The organism is Pectobacterium aroidearum (assembly GCF_041228105.1).
Lineage (GTDB): Bacteria > Pseudomonadota > Gammaproteobacteria > Enterobacterales > Enterobacteriaceae > Pectobacterium > Pectobacterium aroidearum.
This window is the reverse complement of the sequence record NZ_CP166097.1, coordinates 2,505,141-2,528,706: the sequence shown is the minus strand read 5'-3', so window position 1 is coordinate 2,528,706 and position 23,566 is coordinate 2,505,141. Positions and strand designations below refer to the sequence as shown.

Genomic DNA, 23,566 nt, shown 5'->3' with positions numbered 1-23,566 from the left:
TTAGCGCCCCAGATAAACGTCAATGACCTGCTCATTCGCCTGCACCTCGCGCAGCGAGCCTTCCGCCAGCACCTGTCCCTGATGCAACACCGTAACGTGGTCAGCAATACTCTCGACAAAGCCCATATCGTGTTCCACTACCATCAGCGAGTGTTTGCCTGCCAGGCTGCGGAACAGCTCGGCGGTATAGGCGGTTTCTGCGTCAGTCATCCCGGCTGCGGGTTCATCGAGCAACAGCAGATGCGGTTCCTGAACCAACAGCATGCCGATCTCCAGAAACTGTTTTTGCCCGTGCGACAACAGCCCCGCAGGCCGCTGCCGTTCGTGGCCGAGCCGCAACAGCGTCAGCGTCTCGTCAATCCGGTCACGTTGTTCGCCGTTCAGCCTGGCACGCAGGCTTGCCCACACCGATTTATCCGTTTTCAATGCGATTTCGAGATTTTCGAACACCGTCAGCGCTTCAAACACCGTCGGTTTTTGGAATTTCCGCCCTATTCCCGCACGGGCAATGTCCACTGGCGATAGTGTCGTCAGGTCAGTGAACTGATCGTAAAACACCTTACCGCGATCCGGCCGCGTTTTACCGGTAATGACATCCATCAGCGTGGTTTTCCCCGCGCCGTTAGGGCCGATGATGCAACGTAATTCCCCCACGCCAATCTGCAACGAGAGATCGGTCAACGCCCGAAAACCGTCAAAACTCACATTAATCTTGTCGAGTTGCAGCACCGGATCGGTCTGGTGCCGATGGCGATCTGACGGGTGTCGCTGAGCAAATTGGGTCTGTGAAGCAACCGGCGGTGCCGCCACTGAGGATACAGATACAGGCTCAGTCATGTTTCTTCCTCCTCAACAATCCAATCACCCCACGCGGTAAAAATAGCGTGACGAGAATAAACATCAGTCCTAGAAAGAACAGCCAGTACTCAGGAAAGGCCACGGTAAACCAGCTTTTCGCCCCGTTGACGATACCCGCACCGAGCAGCGGTCCGATCAGCGTCCCACGTCCACCCAGCGCCACCCAAATGGCGGCCTCGATAGAATTGGTTGGCGACATTTCGCTGGGATTGATGATACCGACCTGTGGTACATACAGCGCCCCTGCCAGCCCGCACAGCACGGCGGAGAGCGTCCAGACAAACAGCTTGAAGCCTTTCGGATCGTAACCGCAGAACATCAGCCGGTTTTCCGCATCGCGCACCGCCGTCAGCACCCGGCCAAATTTACTGCGCGCCAGCGCAAATCCCACCAGCAGGCTGGCAATCAACAACAATACGGTGGCGACAAACAGCCCAATGCGCGTACCCGTGGCCGTAATGGGGAAGCCCAGCAGCGTAGTAAAACCGGTAAATCCGTTATTGCCGCCAAAGCCAGTTTCGTTACGGAAGAACAGCAGCATGCCAGCGTAGGTCAACGCCTGCGTCATGATTGAGAAATACACGCCCTTGATTTTGGAGCGGAATGCGAACCAGCCGAACACAAACGCCAGCACGCCCGGCACCAGCACGATCAGGCACAACGCCCAGGCGAAATACTGGGTTCCCGCCCAGAACCACGGCAGTTCCGTCCACGACAGAAAGGACATAAACGCAGGCATGCCCTCACCAGCAGCCTGCCGCATCAGGTACATGCCCATCGCGTAGCCGCCCAGCGCGAAAAACAGACCATGACCGAGCGATAACAGCCCGGCATAGCCCCACACCAGATCCAGCGCTACGGCAACGATCGCGTAGCACAGAATTTTACCGATCAGCGTCAGCGTATAGGTGGAGATCGCCAGCGGGTTCTCTGCGGGCAGCAGCGCGAGAAATGGCAGGATTAGCAAGGCCAGCAACATCGTTGAACCGAGGCCAAGCACGATCCGCGGCGCGCGCTGCGTCAGGGTTAGTGTTATGGGTTGCGTCATCAGTCAATCACCCGTCCTTTGAATGCAAACAACCCCTGTGGCCGTTTCTGAATAAACAGCACGATCAGGACCAGAATGACGATTTTTCCCAGCACTGCACCAATCTGCGGTTCCAGTACCTTATTGAGAATACCGAGGCTGAACGCGGCCACCACCGTTCCCGCAAGCTGCCCGACACCACCCAACACGACGACGAGGAAGGAATCAATGATGTAGCCTTGTCCCAATTCCGGCCCGACGTTGCCCAATTGCGACAGCGCCACACCGCCAAGACCTGCGATGCCCGAACCAAGACCAAAAGCCAGCATATCAACGCGTCCAGTCGGCACACCGCAGCAGTCCGCCATCGCCCGGTTTTGCGTCACCGCCCGCACATTCATGCCAAGGCGGGTTTTATTGAGTAGGATCCAGGTGAGCAGCAGCACGCCGAGGACAAATAGGATGACTGCGATGCGGTTATACGGCAGCACCAAATTCGGCAATACACGCAACCCGCCAGACAGCCACGCGGGGTTCGCCACTTCCAGGTTCTGCGTCCCGAACAGCATCCGCACCAGTTGGATCAGCATCAGGCTAATCCCCCAGGTCGCCAGCAGCGTTTCCAGTGGTCGGCCATAAAGATGACGAATCACCGTGCGCTCCAGCGCCATCCCGACGCCAGCGGTAATGAAAAAAGCGACAGGCAGCGCCAGCAGCGGGTAATACGCCAGCCAGCCGGGCGCAAACTGTTGACACAGCGACTGCACCAGCCAGGTTGCGTATGCTCCCAGCATCAGCATTTCACCGTGCGCCATGTTGATGACGCCCAGCAACCCGTAGGTGATTGCCAGCCCCAATGCCGCCAGCAGCAAAATAGAGCCGAGCGACAAGCCGGTAAACGCCTGTCCCAGCAGATCGCCGACGATCAAACTTTGTTTAATCTGATCCAGGCTTGCCTGCGCCGCCGCACGTACGCCGGTATCTGATTCATTTTGTGCCTGCGTTAACGGCTGTAACAGCGCCTGCATTTGCGGATCGCCGGTTTGTCCTAAGCGTTTGACCGCGTCAAGTCGCACCAGCGGATTGGCATCACTTAACTGCCGGGTCGCAATGGCGATATTCAGCGCATCGTGAACCTGTGCGTCTTTTTCTACCTCAAGGCGCTGCATCAACAGCGGCAGCTGTTCTGCACTGCTCTCGCTCTGCAACTGCCGAACGGCATTCAGGCGAGTGGCGACATCGTCGCTGACAAGCTGATGTGAGGCCAGCGCGGTGGCAACCAGCACGCGCAGGCGGTTGTTCATAAAGAGTTTCTTCGTCGCGCCAACCGGTTCCGCGTTCCCTTCCAGCGGCGTTAACGTACCCTGCACATCCCTAAACGGCTGCTGATTCTGATCGAGTACCACCGATTCATTACGCAGCGCCTGTAACAGCGGCAAACGCGCCGGTTCCGGCGCTGCGGCCCATTGCTGCAACAGTTCGGCCTGCTGCGTGCGGCTGGCGGCGGCGAAATCGGCCGCAGACCCAGCTTGGGCCAGCCAGGGAAGCATCAGACACAGCGACAGCACAAGCGTAGATAATTGACGATTAATCATCGCAATGTCCGCCATATAAGAGAGAAAATATCTATTCGGCACCATTTATTTTGCCTTATATATCCAGCAGTCTCACAGCCACACCTTTATGCTGGCACAGTGAGTATTTCGTGCGCTATAACACCGCCATTCATATGCAATACCGCATACGCGCCCGACGCAGGGCGCTCAATCGCCGCCGCCCTGCGAACCCAGGCTTCCGGCTAAATTATGCCGCTACGCGGTTCCATAGATGTTTATGACCGCTAATCGAGCCGCCAGTGACGCGTTCCCGACGCGACACTGACTTTCGCGGCATCCATGCCGCTCACTCGGCGGTCATGCCCATCGATGCATAATTTTTTACGCCGGATAACAAAACTATTAAGGCCTAAAACTCAAATTTACTGTGCGGCTTTGATTGGATGATCGGGTTTCTTATCATTGCCAGCGATGTACGGGCTCCACGGCTGCGCGCGAACCGGTTTATCCGTTTGCCAGACCACGTTGAACTGGCCGTTTTCCTCAATCTCGCCAATCATCACTGGCTTGTGCAGATGGTGGTTGGTCTTGTCCATCGTCAGCGTAAAGCCATCTGGCGCGGCAAAGGTTTGGCCAGCCATCGCGGCGCGGACTTTATCCACGTCCGTGGTGCCTGCTTTCTCTACCGCCTGCGCCCACATATGAATGCCCACATAGGTCGCTTCCATCGGATCGTTAGTCACCACCGTGCCGGCGTTCGGCAGGTTTTTCGCTTTGGCATAGGCTTTGTAGGCTTCTACGAAGTCGGCGTTGGTTGGGTTATCTACCGATTCAAAGTAGTTCCATGCCGCTAAATGACCGACCAGCGGTTTAGTGTCGATGCCACGCAGTTCCTCTTCACCGACCGAGAACGCAACAACGGGGACATCGGTCGCTTTGATTCCCTGATTCGCCAGCTCTTTATAGAACGGCACGTTGGAATCACCGTTGATGGTGGATACGACGGCGGTCTTTCCTCCCGTCGAGAACTTCTTAATGTTGGACACGATGGTCTGGTAATCGCTATGACCAAACGGTGTATAGACTTCCTCAATATCTTTGTCCTGAACGCCTTTGGAATGCAGGAAGGCGCGCAAAATCTTATTGGTGGTACGCGGATACACATAGTCAGTACCCAGCAGGAAGAAGCGCTTCGCTGCCCCACCATCTTCGCTCATCAGGTATTCCACCGCAGGGATCGCCTGCTGATTCGGTGCCGCGCCGGTGTAGAACACATTTGGCGACATTTCTTCGCCTTCATACTGCACCGGATAGAACAGCAACCCGTTCAGTTCCTCAAATACTGGCAGGACCGATTTACGCGATACCGATGTCCAGCAGCCGAACACCACCGCTGCTTTATCCTGCGTCAGCAATTGGCGTGCTTTCTCGGCAAACAGCGGCCAGTTCGAAGCGGGGTCGACCACCACCGGTTCCAGTTTTTTACCCAACACGCCGCCTTTGGCATTGATTTCATCAATGGTCATCAGCGCCACATCCTTCAGCGGCGTTTCTGAAATCGCCATCGTGCCGGACAGCGAATGCATAATGCCGACTTTGATGGTGTCTGCCGCCTGCACGCTCCAGGTCAACCCCATGCCAACCACTGTCGCAGAAAGCGCAAAAACTTTTAGCAATGAACGTCTTTTCATTTATTAGCCCTTAAGTCGTGTTGAGTAAGAATGGAATCGTGTGATGCGTCAGGTGGAGCCACTTCCGTTGAAACGGATTGCGTTGGAGCCGATTGCGTTGAAACAGGTTGCGTTGAAACAGATTGAGGCCGCGCCTGCTGTAACATGTGTAAGGTAATTTTCCTGACCTCGGCCTTACTGACGGAAATGTGGTCGGTCAGAATGCGCTGCGCCTCCTCAGTGTGCTGTTGCAATATCGCCAGCAGGATGCGGGCGTGTTCTTTATAGGTCGCGTCGATACGATCCTCACGGGTGAAATCAAGACGACGAATAATGCGGATTTTCTCCGTCAGCTCACCGTGAACTCGCGCTATTTCGCTGTTGCCCGCCGCCGTCACCAGTCCCCGGTGAAATCCTTCGTCGTAGCGGGAGACGGTCTTGCCGTCATCCAGACGCGGTTCCTCAATCCAGAAGCGTTTCAGGTCAGCCAATAGCTCGGTGCAGCGCCCCGGCGGCATCCCACACAGTCGCCGAATGGCTTCCCGCTCCAGTACGATGCGGAAGTCATACAGTTCTTCAAAATAGGCGAAATCAAACGGACGAACCTGCCAGCCGCTGCGGAAATAGACTTCGACATAGCCTTCCCGCTCCAGCCAGAACAGCGCCTGACGCACCGGCGTGCGACTGACCGACATCCGCTCGGCAATTTCATTTTCACTAAAGCGATCGCCCGGCATCAGGTGAAAGTCGAAAATGTCGTTTTTCAGCGTTTGATAGACCCGCTCCGCCAGCGCTTCCGGGCGATCTTTGCTGCTCTTTTGTGTGCCTGCTCGCATCGTTTTCTCTGCCTCGTCGTTATTTCCGTTCGTCCGTTGGTTCAGACGCGTCCCTTTATTGCTGCCTGTCTTTTACTCCAGCCTGTCTTTTACTCCAGCCATAGCAACGCATCGCCGGGGCTGACCGGTCGACCCGGCTGGCAGCCGATGCGTTTCACCCGACCAGACTGCGGTGCGCTAATCGTCAGTTCCATCTTCATGGCTTCGACGATAATCAGTGGCTGTCCGGCTTCGATGGCATCCCCCACGTTCACCAGCACTTTCCAGATGTTGCCGTTCATGTCCGCACTCACCTGAAACGCGCTCTCGTCGTTCTCCACAGGCGCGGTAGAAACGATTTCCTGCGGCGCACTCTCATCCTCCTGCTGCCACAGCGCGACTTCTGTTTCAAACGCCGTGGCCTGACGCTGACGGAAAGCGGCAATGTCGTCGGCCTGATCCGTCAGGAAACGTGAGTGCTCAGCAAAATCAAACTCGGTTTCTTCGATGCGAATCGCGGCGCGTCCTTCACGGAAGTCATCACGCAGCGCCGTCAGTTCGGCTTCGCTGACCGGATAAAACCGCACCTGATCGAAGAAACGCAGCAGCCAGGGTTCACCCGTAATGAACTGATCGTTTTTGAGGAATTTGTTCCAGATAGGCAGCGTGCGCCCCACCAGTTGATAGCCGCCCGGCGAATCCATGCCATAGATGCACATGTACATGCCGCCGATGCCGACCGTGCCTTCGGCGGTAAAGGTGCGTGCCGGATTGTATTTGGAACTCAATAAGCGGTGACGCGGATCGACTGGCACCGCACAGGGCGCGCCGAGATAAACGTCACCCAGCCCCAGAATCAGGTAGCTGGCATCAAAAATGATGTCGCGCACGTCGTCACGGCTCGCCAAGCCATTAATGCGTTGAATAAAATCGACATTATTCGGCAGCCAGGGCGCGCTGGCGCGTACGGTTTCACGGTAACGTTCCACCGCGCCGAGCGTGGCGCTGTCTTCAAACGCCATCGGCAAATGGACGATACGCGACGGCACTGTCATCTGGCTGACGTCGCCCAGCTGGCTTTCCAGATGCAGTAATACGTCCAGCAGCGCACGTTGACGGAGAACCCGACTGTCGTAACGCACCTGTAGCGAACGCACGCCGGGCGACAGTTCTTCGATCCCTGCGGTCTCTGAAGCGCGGATCGCCGCCATTAACAGATGAACGCGCAACCGCAGTGCCAGATCCAGCACGTTCTCGCCGTATTCAATCAGGATGTAGTTATCCCCTGCCTGACGATACACGGCGGCTGGCGTAGTCGCGGTGGCCGGTACCGCAGCCAGCACGGTTGCAGAACCGTGTTCTGTCGTCGCCAGCGAGGGGACGTCAAACGCAGGCGCGTGAGCGGCTCCCAGCGAGGAAACGCAGTCAGACTGCGCCTGTTCCAATGCCAGTGCTTCATCCGCGCTGATGGGATGGAAACGAATACGATCGCCGGGTTTAACTTGACCGACTTTCCACAGTTCCGCTTTGGCAATCGTCACCGGACAGACAAATCCGCCCAGACTCGGCCCGTCACGCGTGAGGATCACCGGGAAATCACCCGTAAAATTCACTGCGCCGATGGCGTATTCACAGTCGTGAACGTTGGAAGGATGCAGACCCGCCTCGCCGCCGTTTGCCCGCGTCCAGGTAGGTTTTGGCCCGACCAGACGCACGCCCAGTCGGTTTGAGTTGTAGTGCACCTGCCATTCTGCAGCGAAAAACTCATCAATTGCCGCGTGGGTAAAGAAATCTGGCGCGCCGTGCGGACCATAGAGCACGCCAATACGCCACGCATCGCCGTATTGCGGAATCAGTGCCGCGTCCACGGCCTGCGGCGCGCTTACGGGCGCGGGTGTGGTGCAAGCGGGTAAATGGGGTTGAGAAATCGCCAGCATATCCGCTACGCGCAGCGTTCTTCCGGCATGGCCGCCAAATTCCCCGAGCGCGAACGTCGAACGGCTACCGAGATACTGCGGCACATCGATGCCGTTACGCACCGCCAGATAGGTGCGACAGCCAGACTGTGCACGCCCCAGAGTCAGCGTTTGCCCCGCGGTTACCGTCACAGGCTGCCAATATGGCACCTTTTCACCATCCAATATCGCCGGGCAGTCAGCGCCCGTCAGTGCAATCACTGCCTCGCAGTGGAAGCGCAGCGTCGGCCCTTGTAACGTAAATTCCAGCCCTGCGGCGGCCTCATCGTTACCGACGATGCGATTCGCCAACCGGAACGCGAAATCGTCCATCGGGCCGGACGGCGGCACGCCGATATCCCAATAGCCAAGGCGTCCGGGATAGTCTTGCACGCTGCTCCAGGTACCGGGTTGAATCACTTCAATCACCGAGGCAGATGGTGTAAAGCTGTCGAGCATCCGCGTCCACACGGTTCCATTACGGAATGCGTCGGTAGCGACAATCTGGCGCAGGTAATCGAGGTTGGTGGCAATACCGTGCAAACGCGTAGCATTCAGCGCCTGCTGCATCTTCTCCAGCGCCAGTTCGCGATTTTCCGCATGAACGATCAGCTTAGCGATCATCGGATCGTAATATGACGATACTTCGGTGCCGGTGCTTACCCAGCCGTCGACCCGCACGCCGTCGGGAAACGCCACTTCGGTCAGCACGCCGGGGCTGGGCTGGAAGTTTTTCAGCGGATCTTCCGCATAAAGACGGACTTCAATCGCGGCACCACGCGGTGCCTGCGTCAATGGCGTCCAGTCCAGCGCTTCATCCGCCGCAACACGCAGCATACATTCGACCAGATCCAGCCCGGTGACACACTCCGTCACCGGATGCTCCACTTGTAAACGAGTATTCACTTCGAGGAAAAAGAACGCATCGCGTTCAGCATCGTAGATATACTCCACCGTTCCCGCACTGCGATAGTTAACCAGCTCACCCAGCTTCACCGCCGAGGCCAGCAGCGCCGCGCGTGTAGCGTCCGGCAAGTGCGGTGCGGGCGTTTCTTCCACCACTTTCTGGTTGCGCCGCTGCAATGAGCAATCACGTTCGCCCAGCGCCACCACGCGGCCTTTACCATCGCCAAAAATCTGTACTTCGACGTGACGCGCCCGATCGATACAGCGTTCGAGAAAGACGCCTGCATCGCTAAAAAATTGCTCGCCCAAACGGCGCACGCTCTCCCACGCGGCCTGTAGTGCCACGGCATCCGCACAGCGCGTCAGACCAATGCCGCCGCCCCCGGCGGTACTTTTCAGCATGACCGGATAGCCGATGTCTTCGGCAGCGGACAGCGCATCCTCCAGCGAAGCCAGTAGCGGCGTTCCCGGCGTCATCGGTACCCCCGCCGCGGCCGCCAATTCACGGGCGCGGTGCTTCAGACCGAATTCGCCAATTTGCTGGGCGGTTGGCCCGACAAACGCAATGCCGGCCTTTTCACACGCGGCGGCAAACGGCAGGCTCTCTGACAGAAAACCGTACCCCGGCCAGACAGCCTCTGCCCCCGCCTGCTGTGCGGCGGCCAGTACCTTATCGATACACAAATAGCTGTCGCTGGCCTTCTCGCCGCCAATGGGTACGGCAATGTCTGCCTCTTTCACATGCTGTGCGTTTTTATCCGCATCGGAATAAATCGCTACGCTGGTTATCCCCAAACGCTTCAGCGTGCGTATGGCGCGGCAGGCAATTTCACCGCGGTTAGCGATCAGTACGGTCTTAAACATGAGACGCCTCCTGACGGGCAAGCCAGTTGCGCCAGCCGCCGAATTCCGTGATATCCACGGCGTCGCTCAGCGCAGTCGGTTCGCAAATAAAGCCTTTAACCTGCCGTCCGTCAGCTAACGTCAGCGTGCCAATACCCAGCGGCGCCGGAATCTCTGCGACAAACTCACCAAAACGCGCCAGCGGGATGTCCCACAGCTCGACGATAATCGCCGCACCATCGGTGCTTTTCGCTAAACCGGGTTTCGCCGGTTGCGTATTCGCTAGCGCATAAAGACGATAGTTTTCCGCCGTGCGCGTCTCTTCCACCCGTACGGCATCACGGCGGGTCAGTTGATGGTTCAACGGCATACCCGTCAGGTGCGCACCGACGACGGCAAGACGAACGTGTAATGTGGAAGGCGGCAAGGTAGCCTGTCCTACAGGCAGCGTTTTTCCTGTTGCCCCCAGCGTGAGCGCCAGCTGTGCCTGCCAGCGCAAGCCAAAGCTCGCTAATGCACGGTCGTGCCAGGCGGGCGCAATCAACGTGATTCCCGCAGGCAAACCATCCGTGCGGAAAGGGGCTGGCAGCGCCAGTGCCGAGAGATCGGCCAGATTGGTAAAGTTGGTGTAGGCGCCCAACTGGGAGTTGTAGCGCACCGGTTCCTGTTTCATCGCTTCACGCGTGTGGATGGTCGGCGACGTCGGCACGACTAACGCATCAAACGACGCCAGAGTCTGCTGAATCTGACGCGCCAGTTCAGCACGCAGGTACTCGGCTTTAAACGCCTCTACCGCACTGAAGCGTTCGCCGCTCGCCACAATACCGTGCACCACGGGATCCATGTTCTCGGGCTGCCGCAGCATGTCGCCCACCGCGACGGTGCGTTCTGCCACCCAGGGGCCTTGATAAAGTTGCTCAGCTAGCTGCGTGAAAATACTGAAGTCGATCGGGTGTAGCGTCGCACCCGTCGCTTCCAATTCGACCAGCGCGTGTTGCCAGGCCGCCTGAGCGACAGCGTCAGCAAAGAAAGTGGGATCGCTGGGGATAGCAAAGCGCGGCGTCGCTGACAGCGCCGCAGGCGCACTGGCGGGATGGCTGCGCGAGTAGGCATCTGCGGCATCGTATCCGCCAGCCAGTTCAGCGACGGTAAAGGCGTCTTCAACGGTCAGCGCAAATACCGAGATAGTGTCATTCAGGCGACAGGCCGGTACAACACCGCTTGCCGATAACCACCCTTTTGTCGGCTTCAGGCCGACAATATTGTTAAACCCGGCGGGAACGCGCCCCGATCCAGCGGTATCGGTTCCCAGCGAAAACGCAACCAGCCCGCGCGCCAGCACCGAGGCCGAACCTGAACTGGATCCGCCGCTAACATAGTCCGCGTTAAAGGTGTTTGGCACCTCACCAAACGGTGAACGCGTACCGACCAGACCGGTCGCAAACTGATCGAGGTTGGTTTTGCCAATGACAATCGCCCCTGCCGCTTTCAGTTTGGCAACGGCAGTCGCATCGTTGTCGGCCAGATAGGTAAACGCCGGACACGCCGCGCTCGTCGGCCAGCCTGCAACATCAATATTGTCTTTGACGGCAAAAGGAACGCCGAACAGCGGCAGCGCGTCTGGATTTTCACGATACCGAGGCAAGAGCGCCGCGATCTGTGCCTGAAGCAATTCAGGGGTTGCCAGCGCGATCCACACCGGATCGTCCGTCGACAAACTGGCGAGCAGCGCGCCTAGCGTTTCACCAACGCGATCGGCCTGCTGGTGATAATGCTGTTTCCATTCCTGAAGCGTGAGTCCTGTCATTCTTGGCATGATGTGAATCCCATCTGGTATACAAGATTGAATTCACTAAAGCGAAAACCATGCCATATTTTATTTCATTGATTTTTATGAGATTAAATGAGAGGGATTTGTTGCCATGCACAGAAAAGGAACAACCATGCGCCATTGCGGAGCACGGTTGTCAGGAGGAATACGCAGAACAAGCGTTCTTTTAAACGATCTTCTTCGCGGCCTGCTGCGCCAGAATCGACAGTTCCGTTGCTTTGAAGATATGCGCTTGCGGCATTGCCAGCTCGGTGCGCTCACGGCAGTCATGCAAAAAATTCGGGAAAAAGGTGCGCTCGACGCAGCCTGCGGGGGTAAAGCGCTGTTCACCTTTACCATTCACCAGATAAACGACGTTGCTTTCGCCGCGCGTCAAATCGACATACTTTCTGATTTCGATATAACCTTCTGTCCCCAGTATCGTCAGACGGCCGTCACCCCAGACGCTCAATCCATCCGGCGTAAACCAGTCACAGCGAAAATAGCCCGTTGCCCCATTGTCACCCAGCAGCATCGCATCGCCAAAATCCTCAAATTCTGGCTGGTGCGGGTGGTGATAATTCGCCGTCTGGCTGGTCACCACTTGCGCATCGGTGTTGCCGGTAAAATAGAGAAACTGTTCGATCTGATGAATACCGATATCGCAGAGGATCCCGCCGTACTGACGCTTTTGATAAAACCAGTCAGGCCGCACGCCGCGTTCACGATGGGGGCCAACGCCGATCGTCTGAATCACTCGACCGATCTCACCCTGTTGCACTAGTTCACCGGCAAACAGCGCGCTATCCACATTGATTCGCTCATTAAAGTACACGGCAAACTTGCGGCCGGTTTCTGCTACCCGACGCTGGACGGCATCCAACTGCTCCAGCGTGGTCAGCGGCGGTTTGGCGGTGAAGAAATCTTTGCCTGCCTCCAGCGTGCGCAGCGCCAGTTCGGCTCGGTCGCTGGGAATAACGGCACAGGCGATGAGATCGATAGAGGCGTCGCCAATCAGCTGTTCCGCAGAATCAGCAAAAGGTACGGAGGGGAAAAGCGAGATGAATTTTTCCCGATTATTTGGATCGGACTCGAACACGCCAACCAATTCCGCTCCTGCATCAACCAGTTGTCGACACATGTCATAAATGTGGTTGTGCACTAACCCAATCGCCGCAAATCGAATCTTTTTCATCTTCCGCCCTGCCGATACCATCACGCCAAACGACTACAATAAGGTGGAAATCGAGCAGGCTAAAGACAAAAGCCGCGTAACGCGTTAGAATTTTTCCTGTTTTTTTAACATACACACATTTTTTGCAACGCAACCAAGAAAGATAGCCATGAAAAGAAAACGCATTCTTATCCCTCTCATCATTCTGATCCTGTTTGTGCTCTATCTGAATCGCGATGCATTGAACCCTTTTGCGCCTGACTGCAAAAACCTTCCGGCGAACCAACCCAAGCCCGAAGTGTGTAAAAAACCAGTAAAAGAAGTCGCCCCTGGCTTTGAAATTTAAGCTGGCGTATCAGCGCGGTTTGGGAATATTGAACTGTTCCAGAGCGGGGTTAACCGTTTTGGCAAAATCTTCCCGCCGGTTCTTGAGTTTACTTTTGGCATTGAAAAAGTTCACCAGTTCCGCAATCCCCATACCAATGCTGAGCGCCCCGCTCACTGCCCATCCCACCGGCCCTGCGGCCGCACCAACGGCAGAGGCGGCTGCCGCACCAGCGGCCTCACCCGCGATAGCCCCCACGACTTTTCCGGCAATCGCTGCGCCCGCTTTACCAGCCAGCCCAATGGCCGTTTTACTCCCCGCCGCCTTGGTTAAATCCTCTGCGTGCAACGACGATTTAGCAAAACTCATCACGCTGCGCCCGGCCTCTTTCACCGCCTGCGCATCGCTTTTTACTCCCGTCCCCTCATGTGATGCAGCCGAGGGGGAAGCATCAAGTCCAACCGTTCGCGGCGCAGTCGGTGATATCGTAGAGAAACGTTGGCTCATCGCCGCCTGCGCAAGCAGCGGATCGGACAGTAAAATGGCGTTTATTTCACGCGGCACCGCCTGCTCAAAATGCTGAATCACATCCCTGTCTTTCTGTAGCGCTTCAATGCGTTGATTTAACACCTTTTCCGTTTCTTCGGTATTCCGGTATTCACGCCCCGCCATGACCTGCTCCAGCGTCTGTTGCAGTTTGACCAATGTCGCCGACTTTTGCGCCCCGCTGTACTGCTGCGGTCGGGTAAAAACGGCTTCATTCAACGTACTGATATCGGTTTTTGCCGCCAGTCCTAGCGCCGCCGCATTGTGTAACGTATCTGCCGCTTCCTGATGGTTCACTGGTGCCTGTTCGCGGATCCAACTTTTCATGTCCTTCATCATCAGTTTGCCATCATGTGGGACTCGTGCCAGTTTTTCTCCTTTGACATCCGCATGTTCCAGAATCCCGAACAGCCCAGGATTAGACCACAGTCGGGCAGCCGCTTTTAGCTGAGGTGATAGCGTCGGGTTGTCGGTCATGATCGCGTTCAGATCGGTCAGGGTGCTGGTGCGATCGTTCTTTTGCGGCGGAGAATGCGTGTAGGATTTTTTGGCATCGGCAGCATTAAGCAGCGGCTCGTTGGCGAGCAAAAGCGCGGAAGATTGTACTAACCGCAGCGACTGCGCATCGGCTGTCGGATTTTTTTCCCGATATTCCTGCACAACATGGCTGGCATCGCTGGCACGTCGCTCCATGCTTTTAATAAAGGATTTGGTATCCCGATTCGAGATATGTCCGTCGGCTCTACCGCCATCCTTTGCCGTATCCATCGCAGTGTAGATCGCCGGATTTTCACGCAGATAGACAAGCGCTTTTTCCGCGTTCGTGCCGCCCTCTTGTAACATTTTCGCCGCCGCCAGCGGGCGATTCAGCTCCTTTGCCGCCTTTTCGCGTTCGTTTTCCGGCAGATCGCTCAACAATGCCGACCACTTTTCCAATGCCCTGGCGTTACTGTGCTCCGAGCTATCTATCGCCTGAAGATCGACGGAAGGCTTGGGTTCCGCAATCAGTGAACTGTCGGCAATTTGCATAGTTGGCAGCACGCGCGCGGGTGACATTGATCTCTGGCCAGAAGGCACTGGCGACAGGCTCGGCGACGCGTCGCCAAAATCGATTGAGCGCGAACCCGACCGTGCAGTAGGCAATGCCGTCGTTTGTCCACCCTGCCGACTCGCTTCTGTATTGTGTGGCGCAGGCAAAGACGCAGTATTTCCCCACCGATTTCCGTTCTCAATACGATTGATCATTACTGTCTCCATTCTGCTGTCGTCAGGCTTAACAAACGAGTCTCCCGCGTCATTCGAGCACAGAAAGGCCAGCAAGAGTGCCGCTCGCAGGATGACGGGTATAAGTGAGTGGAATGAAAACGCGATAGGTTCCCTGAAAATATTCAGGGGTATTTGATGGCTATTGGCTGTTTATTCATTTTTATGGAAATCGCTTTCCAAAGAATATTCACGGAATGATGTGGAGAATAAGACAGATAATCGGTTAACGGCTGTTCAATTACATATCACCATCATCATTAACGATCAAGAGATACATCTCCCAACCTGACAACAACGATCGTCGTTACCGCCCTTCTTTACTCTTACAATAATCAGACGAAATGATTACAAAAAATTTCAAAGAGTAACCAAATGTGTGATCCACATAAATGAAACAGTGTTTCCTTTTCACCATAATGCCACACGACCTAATTATCAAGCCTGCTGATAATTAGGACAACCAGTAAGTGGTATAAATTATCGACATTCACTCATCAGCCTAAGCCATTTCGCTGATTGAAATACCCACAAACAAAGTCATATATAAGGGAGCATCGATGAATTGATAGAAATCTGATTTACCAGGGATCTCGCCCTGTCTGACATTATTAATGGCGTCATCATCATTTCTGGTGATTCTATTTTTACGCCCAAAAAATGGCATCCACTGTCTGGTTTTAAAGATAGAGACTGCACTCGCCAATAATATTATTTATTCATCAAGAAAGAGAAAGACAGAATGAAAATATACACACGTAACCTACTCATCGTTTGTGCCGGATTCGCTCCTTTCCTCACTCAGGCAGAAACCGATGGCAAAACGACCTTTCAGTACGAACATAACTGGAAGACGGAAGACCGCCGCCACGCAGACTCCATCAAGCTCATTCACAAGAAAACCAACGGCTGGTCGTACGAAGTCAAATTCAGTACGTCAGCAGGCGGGAACAGCAACTACGACGTTGCCTATGATGACATGCAGGGCGGTTCTGGCGGCATGGTGATCGGTAAGGACTTCAAGCTAAGCAAGGCCGCTACCTTAACGCCGAGCTTTGAATTCTCCATCGGCAATGCCAGCATGATGTATCAACCGGGGCTGAAATATAACTATCGAATTAACAGCGATTGGTCCACTTATGGCCGCTACCGTTATGAATATAAGAAACCGACACGTAGCTCGCGTTATTCGACCATTTCCACGTCAGATAAATATGGTCACGCTGGGGAATCTTATTTGTCAAAATCCGACACCGGACGCCACCGTCTGGATGCTGGGGTAACGTATTCTGGCTTTGATAATATTAATCTGACTTACGTCTTTAACTACTATATCGGCGATAACACGACAAAATCGTATAAATATAGCAAGGGTGAATTCACAGAAAGAGAATACGCCGTCTATGACAATGGTAAAACGGACTATGAGCATCAGTTCAAAGTTCAATATAAGTTAAACAAACAGCTAACTCCTTACATTGAGTATGATGATATTAGCCAATCCAGCACATCATCAAGCCGTCAGGGGAAAATCAAAGTTGGTTTCAACTACGTTTTCTAAGAAATACCGAACTTTATAAAGGAAACACGCCGTATTTCGTGCCGCGTTGAGGGAAAAATAAATTCATGAATGAATTTTGTCTATCAGCGCACAGTTTTCACAATTAACGACCAATATTAATGGTGCCCATAATGAAAAAACGCTACCTTGTGGCCGGTATTCTCTTTGCCCAAATTTATGCTATTTCCGCCTCTGCCTCTGATACCAAACTCAGCTATGAACATAGCTGGGGAACGATGAATCGCTACCACGGTGATCAAATCGGCATGCGGCATTTTATGGATAATGGCCTGTACGTTGGCGTTGAGCTGAACTTTTATAATAAGAATAAAGATCTGACCATCGATGATGTCGTCTCGAATTCTTATGCTTTTTATACCGGCTATGCCTACAGCTTAACGCCTGAACTAACCTTAACGCCGAATCTGGAAGCGCGCTTCTACTCCGGCGGCACCAGCGGTGAAGGCACCGTAGGCGATATCGGCGCCAGCCAGAGTTCCGGCGCACGCTATACGCCAGGTTTGAAACTGACCTGGGCGGTGACTGACAAGACGGATCTTCATGCGCAATATCGCTATGACCTCAGAAAAATCACCCGCAGCAAGCGTACCAGCACGGATGATGACACCCACCGTCACCGCTATGAAGCGGGTGTGGCCTACAAGGGTTTCGGTAACTTCACGCTGGCGTACACCGCTTACTACTATCACGCGGATTACGTGCTGCAAAACAACAAAAAGCATGATTATCAGCAGGATTTTGATGTGTCTTACACCATCAACGACAACTGGACGGCACACGTTGGCGTTGAAGATGTCGCCAGCGGGCGTGATGTGAAATCGCGTGAAGGAAAAGGGAAAGTCGGCTTCACCTATACGTTCTAACAACGACTTAGCTTTCTAACAATGGCTGACGACTATGCCATGTTTCTCGGGGATCCTGTTTATCAAGCAGGATCCCTTTATTACAAAAGCTATACAGGTAGATAAAAATGAAAAAATTTGCGCTGTCGCTTCTTGCAGGTCTGGTTGCTTTACAGGCCAGCGCCGCTACACCAGACCGTCTCACTATCGTCAATCAGTATGTTGACAACGTGCTGACCAAAGCCGGTGACCAGTATCACGGTCAATCACCCACACCGCTGCTCGCCGATGGTATCGATCCGCGTACTGGCAAGCAGATGGAATGGATCTTCCCTGACGGCCGCCATGCCGTGTTGTCTAACTTCTCCGCGCAGCAAAACCTGATGCGCGTGCTGGTCGGGTTAAGTAACCTGAGCGGCAACCCCAGCTATAAGCAGCGCGCCGAAGCGATTGTGAAGTATCACTTCCAACACTATCAGGATGAGAGCGGCCTGCTGATTTGGGGCGGTCACCGTTTCGTTGATTTAAAAACGCTGCAGCCGGAAGGCCCGAGCGAAAAAGAGATGGTGCATGAGCTGAAAAATGCCTATCCCTACTACGATTTGATGTTCAGCGTTGATAAAGAGGCCACCGCACGCTTTATTCGCGGTTTCTGGAATGCGCACGTTTATGACTGGAAAATCATGGAAACCAGTCGCCACGGTAAATACGGGCAAAAAATGGGTGCGCTCTGGCAAAGTCCGTTTGAGCAACAGCCGCCCTTCTTCGCCACCAAAGGCCTCAGTTTCCTGAATGCGGGGAACGATCTGATCTATTCCGCCTCGCTCTTGTACAAATACAATAAAGAGGACGGCGCGCTGGTCTGGGCAAAACGTCTGGCACAGCAGTATGTGCTGCCACGGGATAAAGCAACCGGGCTTGGCGTGTATCAGTTTACTCAGGCGCTGAAGCGTGATGAAACCACCGACGATGCCGATACGCATTCCAAATACGGCGATCGCGCCCAGCGTCAGTTTGGCCCTGAGTTCGGCCCCACCGCGCTGGAAGGTAATATGATGCTGAAAGGACGCACCAGTACGATCTATTCCGAAAATGCGCTCATGCAACTCCAGTTGGGTAAAGATTTAGGGGCGGAAGGCAAGGAACTTCTGACGTGGACAACCGATGGCCTGAAAGCCTTTGCCAAGTATGCCTATAACGAGTCCGATAACACGTTCCGCCCGATGCTCGCTAACGGCAAAGATCTCTCCAATTACGTTCTGCCGCGTGATGGCTACTACGGCAAAAAAGGCACCGTGATCAAGCCTTATCCTGCGGATAACTCATTCCTGCTGTCGTATTCTCGTGCCTATACCGTTTTACCGGACGCCGAACTATGGCGTGTCGCACGCGGCATCGCTCGCGCACAGGGGTTGGGTGAGTTAGGTTCAGCGCCGGGTAAAGACGTCAAAGTGGATCTCACTACCAAGAACAACGATCCTTACGCCCTGTTCGCGCTGCTGGATCTGTATCAGGCGAGCAAAGTGAAAGACTATCTGTCGCTGGCGGAAAAAGTGGGCGATAACATTATCAGCACGCGTTATAAGAACGGCTTCTTTATGGCCGATCCCAACAGACAATATGCTGATGTCGACACCATCGAGCCTTATGCCCTGTTAGCGCTGGAAGCGGCGGTACGCAATCAGCCACAGTCCGTTGCCCCATTCCTGAATGGTGCGGGCTTCACCGAGGGCGGCTACCGTATGGAAGACGGTTCAACTCGCATATCTACTCGCGATAACGAAATCTTCCTGCTGAACGTTGGCGAAACCTTGAAACCCAACAATAAGAAGTAAGCGTTAATCCTCAACACGCCAATGGTGGTTCGCTGCCATTGGCAATCCCCCCTTGCTTACCCTGCTCAACCCTTCACCGAACAAGACCGCCATTATCGGGCGTGATTCTTAATCATGTAATTCTTAATCGTATGGTGCTTAACATGTGGAGCTTACAGAACGTAATGCCGGCCACGATGAACGCGACCAGCATGAAGTAACGCAATAATTTCAAACGTTAGTTAACCAGAGGCACCTCTGGGTGCACGCCAAGCCAGCCCGGCGTAGGTTCGCCTTTCGCTTCACCGACATACAGGCTCATCTGTGCGCGGAAACGTTCGACCGCACCACGATCGTACATGAAATCAGCAAACGCCTGCGGGCGGGTGTTACGGTATTCCCAGATAGGCTTGTACCCCTCTGGCGGCGCAACGTCAGTACGCACAGACCACATACGCGAAACCTGAGTTTGCGTTTGCGGATCCAGTACCCAGCTCAGGTACAGCTTGGCACTTTCTGGGTGCTTAGCCTGTTTGAAGATAGCGGCGCGTTGCGCCCAGGAAACAAAAGGATCGGACTTCGGCAACACAAAGCGGGTCACAGCATCCGCAGCCGGAACGAGCGCGCCGGAGCTGGTAAACGTTGCGCTATATTTTCCCGTCGCGATTTCAGCACCGGGGACGTTAGTGCCGCGCACGTAGACGGGGTCCTGCTCCTGTAGTTTTTTAACAAAATCCCAGCCGTATTTATCCACGACCAGCTTGTACCAGAACAGCACCGCATCGTCGTCATTAGGATAGGCCAGAATCAGGTTGCCCCTCAGATTGGGACGAAGGTAATCATTAGCTTCACGCGGCCAGGATTTTTCATCCAGAAGCTGGGTGTTGACCAAATTACTGAATGCGATGACATAAGCACCGGTCCAGGCACCATCTGCATCACGAAATTCCGGATAGATTTTATCCCAGCCACGCGCTTTGTAGTTCAGCAGCACCCCTTCCTTTTTCCAGCGAGGGAAATTCTGCACCGTTTGCAGTTGCACCACATCAGGAATCAGAGTGCCGGTCGCTAGTTGATTATCGATACGGGCATCATGGTATTTGCTGTAATCGACAATCACATTCAGTTTCATGCCAGGAAAACGTGTCTCAAATGCCCGCTTGAAACCAGCCTGCTGCGACTGCACGTCACCGCCAGCGTAAACGGTAACCGTTCCGCCTTCTCTCAACGCGCTCTTATAGATTTGATCCAGCGAGCGCGTCTCAATTTCGACGCCAGCCTGACTTTGCCCGACGCTGAGACCGGCCATCATAGCCAGCATCAGCACTGTTTTCTTCAGGTACTTCCCAGTGTATTGCATTGTGATTTCCTTCACTTAATGAATAAAACCCGTACCGACAAACGACAACTATCCGCCGTTAAAACGGCAACGGTGTGACCAGCGGATCGCAAGCCAGCGACGCGCAGGATTGGATCGACGTTAGAGGATCGTCAAAAATAAAATCAAAATAGAAGCACGTGAGCCATCGTCGTGATATCGACCATTCGAGGTCAATTTCCCTGCTTCTACTAGGGGAATTAAGTATTGAGTTTACAGGATTAAATAAAAACACATACGAAGAAAAAGGGAACAATATAGTTAAAAATATTGAATGGATAAAAAATGGAATTATTGTGTTTAGTGCAGGTTAAGCATGGCAGGTAAAAATAAGATAGAATTGTATTACTTACCTTGCGCAATAATTTCATTTTTAATGATATTATTTGACATCATAACAAAATGAAAATATTAGAGTTGCTATTCCTCTCATTTTGCATTAAAAAATAAACTCTGGGAGTTATTACTCTCCACTTAAAAATGGATATCTATTAACCACGACGTAGTGATACATAATTTTCCCATCATATCTATCATGGTTTGGGATGTATGTGATTACGCTAAGAACTGCTTGCCAGATAAACAGATAATAAAATAAAGAACACAGCATTGATCCTATTCAGTAGTGTATTATCTTCACGATTAAAAATAGACTTCGCCTTATAGGCAATCGTCGCATATGTTGCATGCGCACAGACAAACGCTAAACAGAAGATTCCCACCAGAGATAAAAATTGCAGTAAGTAATCTTGTCGCCTATCGATAAAGTGAGGAAAAATAGAAAAGAAAAACAAGAGAGCATTTGGGTTTGTAAACTGTAAGAGCACGCCTTCTGTGAAAATACGTCTTTTTCTAACGACTTTCGCATTCTCAATCGTCATAACTTTACTTTGAGTAAACCACAACTTCACACCAAGATAGAACAAATAAAGAGCGCCGCAATAAGAGATGGCTTTAAAGGCACGTGGTGATGAGACAAGGAGCAACCCCAGGCTGGTTGCAGAGAGCCCGGCAACCGCACAGACACCGATGGTTAATCCAGAAATGCCAACGATAGACCCTTTTAGTCCATAGTTTATTGAGTTGGCGATCGACTTTACTGTTCCTGGCCCTGGCATGAAAACAACGGTCAGTGCAATAGCGGCAAAACTCAGATAACTGTTCACAATCGTATTTCATCCTAAATGTCTGTGGCATACGACATTGTGGAGAGGTTGAGTAATAAAGTGAAATACCAATTACCTAATAGGTTAATACGGATTTCTTATTAGCCACGTATTGCGTTAGCCACTTAACCCCATATTCAACAAGAGGATGACCGTTACCAGGATTCCAAACTAAAGCAGCTGTTACTATTTTTATTGATTCTTTGAGAGGAATTAAACGGACATTACCAGGAATAAAGCGACTCATGCTCAAAGGGACAAGAGCAGCGCCCTGTCCGCAACTCACATAAGCAATTTGCGCCGTCACTGAACGAACTTCATACAGAATTCGTGGATTAAAACCATTTTCTCTGCAAGCCGAGGTCAATATATCAAAATATGTCGGGTTCACACGTCGTGATGACATAACGAATGCTTCATCTTTCAGATCGCCAAGCCGAATTTCATTATTACAAGACATAGGATGTTCTACAGGCAATGCGACTCCCAATAAATCTTCTGTCAGCGGTATAGATTTCAGCGTCTGTCCAATATCCCCCTCAACCCTGACAAAAGCCATATCCAATTTGCCAGATAATAATGATGAAATAGCTTCAGCACTGTCGATCTCATTAACAAAAACAGTCACGTCGGGATAGTGATGTTTAAAATAGTTTAGAAATTCAGGGACAACATCAAACATCGCCGATGTAATTGCACCTATATGAATCACACCGGCCTTTCCCTGAGCGACTTCTTTCACCATTTTTTCTAACGACGCCATGTGGTCAACAAATCTTTTGACCTGCGGCAAAATAGCTTTTCCGGCTGGGCTAAGGGTCGTCCCACGCCGTGAACGTTCGAATAATGTTAACTTCAACGATTGCTCGAGTATTTTTATCTGTTCAGTCAGCGGAGGCTGAGACATCCCAAGTCGCGCTGCCGCCCTACCAAAATGCTCTTCTTCAGCAACAGCAAGGAATAAATACAATTGCTTGATTAATCTATAATCGATTTTACTCAATGTATTGCCTCCGCCTGATAGACCAATCAACACTATGCGAGTGGAATGTAAAGTTCTATTCTTATTTTAGTATCATACAGATACATAAAAACGAATTTACATATCAATACAGACAGATGAAAGTAGCCAATTTCCACCTATTTAAGGTCACCATGGCTCCTTTTGAGAAACAGCAATTCTCTAAATCAATCGATGGAATTCATGTCACTATCTCTGCCATAACACGTCATGGAGAAAAAGCGCCGATTGTTTTTTTACATGGATTCGGCTCGACTAAGGAGGACTACGCAGATATCGTTCTACACCCTGAGTTCGATGGTCATCCTTTTCTGGCTTATGACGCACCGGGATGTGGTGAAACACAATGTAACGATGTTACGTCAGTTTCCATCCCCTTTCTTGTAAAAACGGCAATTTCCATGCTGGATGCGATGGGATTTCGAGAATGTCATTTAGTCGGCCATTCGATGGGCGGATTAACCGCATTACTTTTGGCAGATCAGAACCCTGAACGTGTATTATCTTTTACCAATATAGAGGGAAATATCGCACCTGAAGATTGTTTTTTGAGCCGTCAGATTATAAATTATCCTAGTGATAACGCTGGTGAATTTTTTGAACACTTCATTGAAAGAACACATTTTTCGCCTTATTTTTCCAGCGCTCTCTACGCAGCTAATTTACCAAATAAAGTACACGTCGACGCGGTAAAGGGCATTTTTAGCTCGATGGTTCATCTATCCGATCACGGCGCATTGATGGACAAATTTCTCAAACTGCCATGCCCTAAAATGTTCATGTTTGGTGAACAAAATCGCTCCCTGAGCTATCTTGAAAATATAGAGAAACATGGTGTTTTACTAGCAGAAGTCCCTCAATGCGGACACTTCCCGATGTATTCCAATCCATGTTACATGTGGGGAAAAATTGCAGAAAATATAGTTTTAGGCCAGCGTCAGCAGCATTATTCTTGCCATTGAAACTGAGGTGTGCTTCTGAGCGGCAGCTAAAAACCCCAGCCTTTTTAGGGCTA

17 protein-coding genes are annotated in these 23,566 nt (G+C 52.6%); 5 read left to right on the top strand and 12 right to left on the bottom strand.

Features of this window, described 5'->3' with window-relative positions:
* The 8 genes from urtD to AB8809_RS11525 form a co-directional block, all read right to left on the bottom strand.
* The gene (urtD, locus tag AB8809_RS11560) at positions 1–837 is read right to left on the bottom strand and encodes an urea ABC transporter ATP-binding protein UrtD (protein WP_349856456.1); all 837 of its coding nucleotides are present in this window, start codon (positions 835–837) and stop codon (positions 1–3) included.
* Positions 830–1,906, bottom strand: a complete 1,077-nt coding sequence (gene urtC, locus AB8809_RS11555) for an urea ABC transporter permease subunit UrtC (protein WP_181828596.1) — start codon at positions 1,904–1,906, stop codon at positions 830–832. The genes urtD and urtC overlap by 8 nt, the downstream gene beginning before the upstream one ends.
* Entirely contained in the window at positions 1,906–3,495 is a 1,590-nt protein-coding gene (gene urtB, locus AB8809_RS11550) for an urea ABC transporter permease subunit UrtB (protein ID WP_349856473.1), read from the bottom strand. The genes urtC and urtB overlap by 1 nt, the downstream gene beginning before the upstream one ends.
* Positions 3,496–3,863: 368 nt before the next feature.
* On the bottom strand, positions 3,864–5,132 hold the full coding sequence (urtA, locus tag AB8809_RS11545) for an urea ABC transporter substrate-binding protein (RefSeq protein ID WP_039512108.1): 1,269 nt from the start codon (positions 5,130–5,132) through the stop codon (positions 3,864–3,866).
* Positions 5,129–5,947 carry a GntR family transcriptional regulator gene (locus AB8809_RS11540; RefSeq protein ID WP_349856457.1) on the bottom strand — a complete coding sequence of 273 codons (819 nt, stop codon included), beginning with the start codon at positions 5,945–5,947 and terminating at the stop codon, positions 5,129–5,131. The genes urtA and AB8809_RS11540 overlap by 4 nt, the downstream gene beginning before the upstream one ends.
* Before the next feature lie 89 nt (positions 5,948–6,036).
* A complete protein-coding gene (gene uca, locus AB8809_RS11535; protein WP_349856458.1) occupies positions 6,037–9,651 on the bottom strand; it encodes an urea carboxylase in 3,615 nt (1,204 codons plus the stop codon).
* Positions 9,644–11,446 (bottom strand): allophanate hydrolase, encoded by a 1,803-nt coding sequence (gene atzF / locus AB8809_RS11530; RefSeq protein ID WP_349856459.1) that lies wholly within the window; start codon positions 11,444–11,446, stop codon positions 9,644–9,646. Before atzF ends, uca begins: the two co-directional genes overlap by 8 nt.
* A 181-nt stretch (positions 11,447–11,627) precedes the next feature.
* Positions 11,628–12,635, bottom strand: coding sequence for a Gfo/Idh/MocA family oxidoreductase (locus tag AB8809_RS11525; protein WP_349856460.1), 1,008 nt, complete (start codon positions 12,633–12,635; stop codon positions 11,628–11,630).
* A 148-nt stretch (positions 12,636–12,783) separates the two neighbouring features.
* Here AB8809_RS11525 and AB8809_RS11520 point away from each other — a divergent pair, with 148 nt between their 5' ends.
* Positions 12,784–12,960 (top strand): hypothetical protein, encoded by a 177-nt coding sequence (locus tag AB8809_RS11520; protein ID WP_015840395.1) that lies wholly within the window; start codon positions 12,784–12,786, stop codon positions 12,958–12,960.
* 9 nt (positions 12,961–12,969) lie between these two features.
* Here the strand turns inward: AB8809_RS11520 and AB8809_RS11515 are convergent, their stop codons facing one another.
* Positions 12,970–14,730 carry a type III effector HrpK domain-containing protein gene (locus AB8809_RS11515; RefSeq protein ID WP_349856461.1) on the bottom strand — a complete coding sequence of 587 codons (1,761 nt, stop codon included), beginning with the start codon at positions 14,728–14,730 and terminating at the stop codon, positions 12,970–12,972.
* Positions 14,731–15,490: 760 nt separating this feature from the next.
* On the opposite strand from AB8809_RS11515, the gene AB8809_RS11510 reads away from it, so the two are divergent.
* The 3 genes from AB8809_RS11510 (at position 15,491) to AB8809_RS11500 (ending at position 19,007) form a co-directional block, all read left to right on the top strand.
* The gene (locus AB8809_RS11510) at positions 15,491–16,309 is read left to right on the top strand and encodes an oligogalacturonate-specific porin KdgM family protein (RefSeq protein WP_181844915.1); all 819 of its coding nucleotides are present in this window, start codon (positions 15,491–15,493) and stop codon (positions 16,307–16,309) included.
* Positions 16,310–16,440: 131 nt separating this feature from the next.
* A complete protein-coding gene (locus AB8809_RS11505) occupies positions 16,441–17,193 on the top strand; it encodes an oligogalacturonate-specific porin KdgM family protein (RefSeq protein ID WP_015840398.1) in 753 nt (250 codons plus the stop codon).
* Between the two features lie 107 nt (positions 17,194–17,300).
* The gene (locus AB8809_RS11500) at positions 17,301–19,007 is read left to right on the top strand and encodes a pectate lyase (protein WP_349856462.1); all 1,707 of its coding nucleotides are present in this window, start codon (positions 17,301–17,303) and stop codon (positions 19,005–19,007) included.
* Positions 19,008–19,224: 217 nt separating this feature from the next.
* Here the strand turns inward: AB8809_RS11500 and AB8809_RS11495 are convergent, their stop codons facing one another.
* From AB8809_RS11495 to AB8809_RS11485, 3 genes are all read right to left on the bottom strand, one after another.
* A complete protein-coding gene (locus AB8809_RS11495; RefSeq protein ID WP_015840400.1) occupies positions 19,225–20,346 on the bottom strand; it encodes an ABC transporter substrate-binding protein in 1,122 nt (373 codons plus the stop codon).
* Positions 20,347–20,924: 578 nt separating this feature from the next.
* Entirely contained in the window at positions 20,925–21,530 is a 606-nt protein-coding gene (locus AB8809_RS11490) for a LysE family translocator (protein WP_349856463.1), read from the bottom strand.
* 76 nt (positions 21,531–21,606) lie between these two features.
* The gene (locus tag AB8809_RS11485; protein ID WP_349856464.1) at positions 21,607–22,533 is read right to left on the bottom strand and encodes a LysR substrate-binding domain-containing protein; all 927 of its coding nucleotides are present in this window, start codon (positions 22,531–22,533) and stop codon (positions 21,607–21,609) included.
* A gap of 116 nt (positions 22,534–22,649) precedes the next feature.
* On the opposite strand from AB8809_RS11485, the gene AB8809_RS11480 reads away from it, so the two are divergent.
* On the top strand, positions 22,650–23,513 hold the full coding sequence (locus AB8809_RS11480) for an alpha/beta hydrolase (protein WP_349856465.1): 864 nt from the start codon (positions 22,650–22,652) through the stop codon (positions 23,511–23,513).
* The last annotated feature ends 53 nt before the right edge of the window (positions 23,514–23,566 follow it).

Coding starts and splice junctions, on each gene's coding strand:
- urtD (WP_349856456.1), bottom strand. CDS start 837: ATGACTGAGCCTGTATCTGTATCCTCAGTGGCGGCACCGCCGGTTGCT.
- urtC (WP_181828596.1), bottom strand. CDS start 1,906: ATGACGCAACCCATAACACTAACCCTGACGCAGCGCGCGCCGCGGATC.
- urtB (WP_349856473.1), bottom strand. CDS start 3,495: ATGGCGGACATTGCGATGATTAATCGTCAATTATCTACGCTTGTGCTG.
- urtA (WP_039512108.1), bottom strand. CDS start 5,132: ATGAAAAGACGTTCATTGCTAAAAGTTTTTGCGCTTTCTGCGACAGTG.
- AB8809_RS11540 (WP_349856457.1), bottom strand. CDS start 5,947: ATGCGAGCAGGCACACAAAAGAGCAGCAAAGATCGCCCGGAAGCGCTG.
- uca (WP_349856458.1), bottom strand. CDS start 9,651: ATGTTTAAGACCGTACTGATCGCTAACCGCGGTGAAATTGCCTGCCGC.
- atzF (WP_349856459.1), bottom strand. CDS start 11,446: ATGCCAAGAATGACAGGACTCACGCTTCAGGAATGGAAACAGCATTAT.
- AB8809_RS11525 (WP_349856460.1), bottom strand. CDS start 12,635: ATGAAAAAGATTCGATTTGCGGCGATTGGGTTAGTGCACAACCACATT.
- AB8809_RS11520 (WP_015840395.1), top strand. CDS start 12,784: ATGAAAAGAAAACGCATTCTTATCCCTCTCATCATTCTGATCCTGTTT.
- AB8809_RS11515 (WP_349856461.1), bottom strand. CDS start 14,730: ATGATCAATCGTATTGAGAACGGAAATCGGTGGGGAAATACTGCGTCT.
- AB8809_RS11510 (WP_181844915.1), top strand. CDS start 15,491: ATGAAAATATACACACGTAACCTACTCATCGTTTGTGCCGGATTCGCT.
- AB8809_RS11505 (WP_015840398.1), top strand. CDS start 16,441: ATGAAAAAACGCTACCTTGTGGCCGGTATTCTCTTTGCCCAAATTTAT.
- AB8809_RS11500 (WP_349856462.1), top strand. CDS start 17,301: ATGAAAAAATTTGCGCTGTCGCTTCTTGCAGGTCTGGTTGCTTTACAG.
- AB8809_RS11495 (WP_015840400.1), bottom strand. CDS start 20,346: ATGCAATACACTGGGAAGTACCTGAAGAAAACAGTGCTGATGCTGGCT.
- AB8809_RS11480 (WP_349856465.1), top strand. CDS start 22,650: ATGAAAGTAGCCAATTTCCACCTATTTAAGGTCACCATGGCTCCTTTT.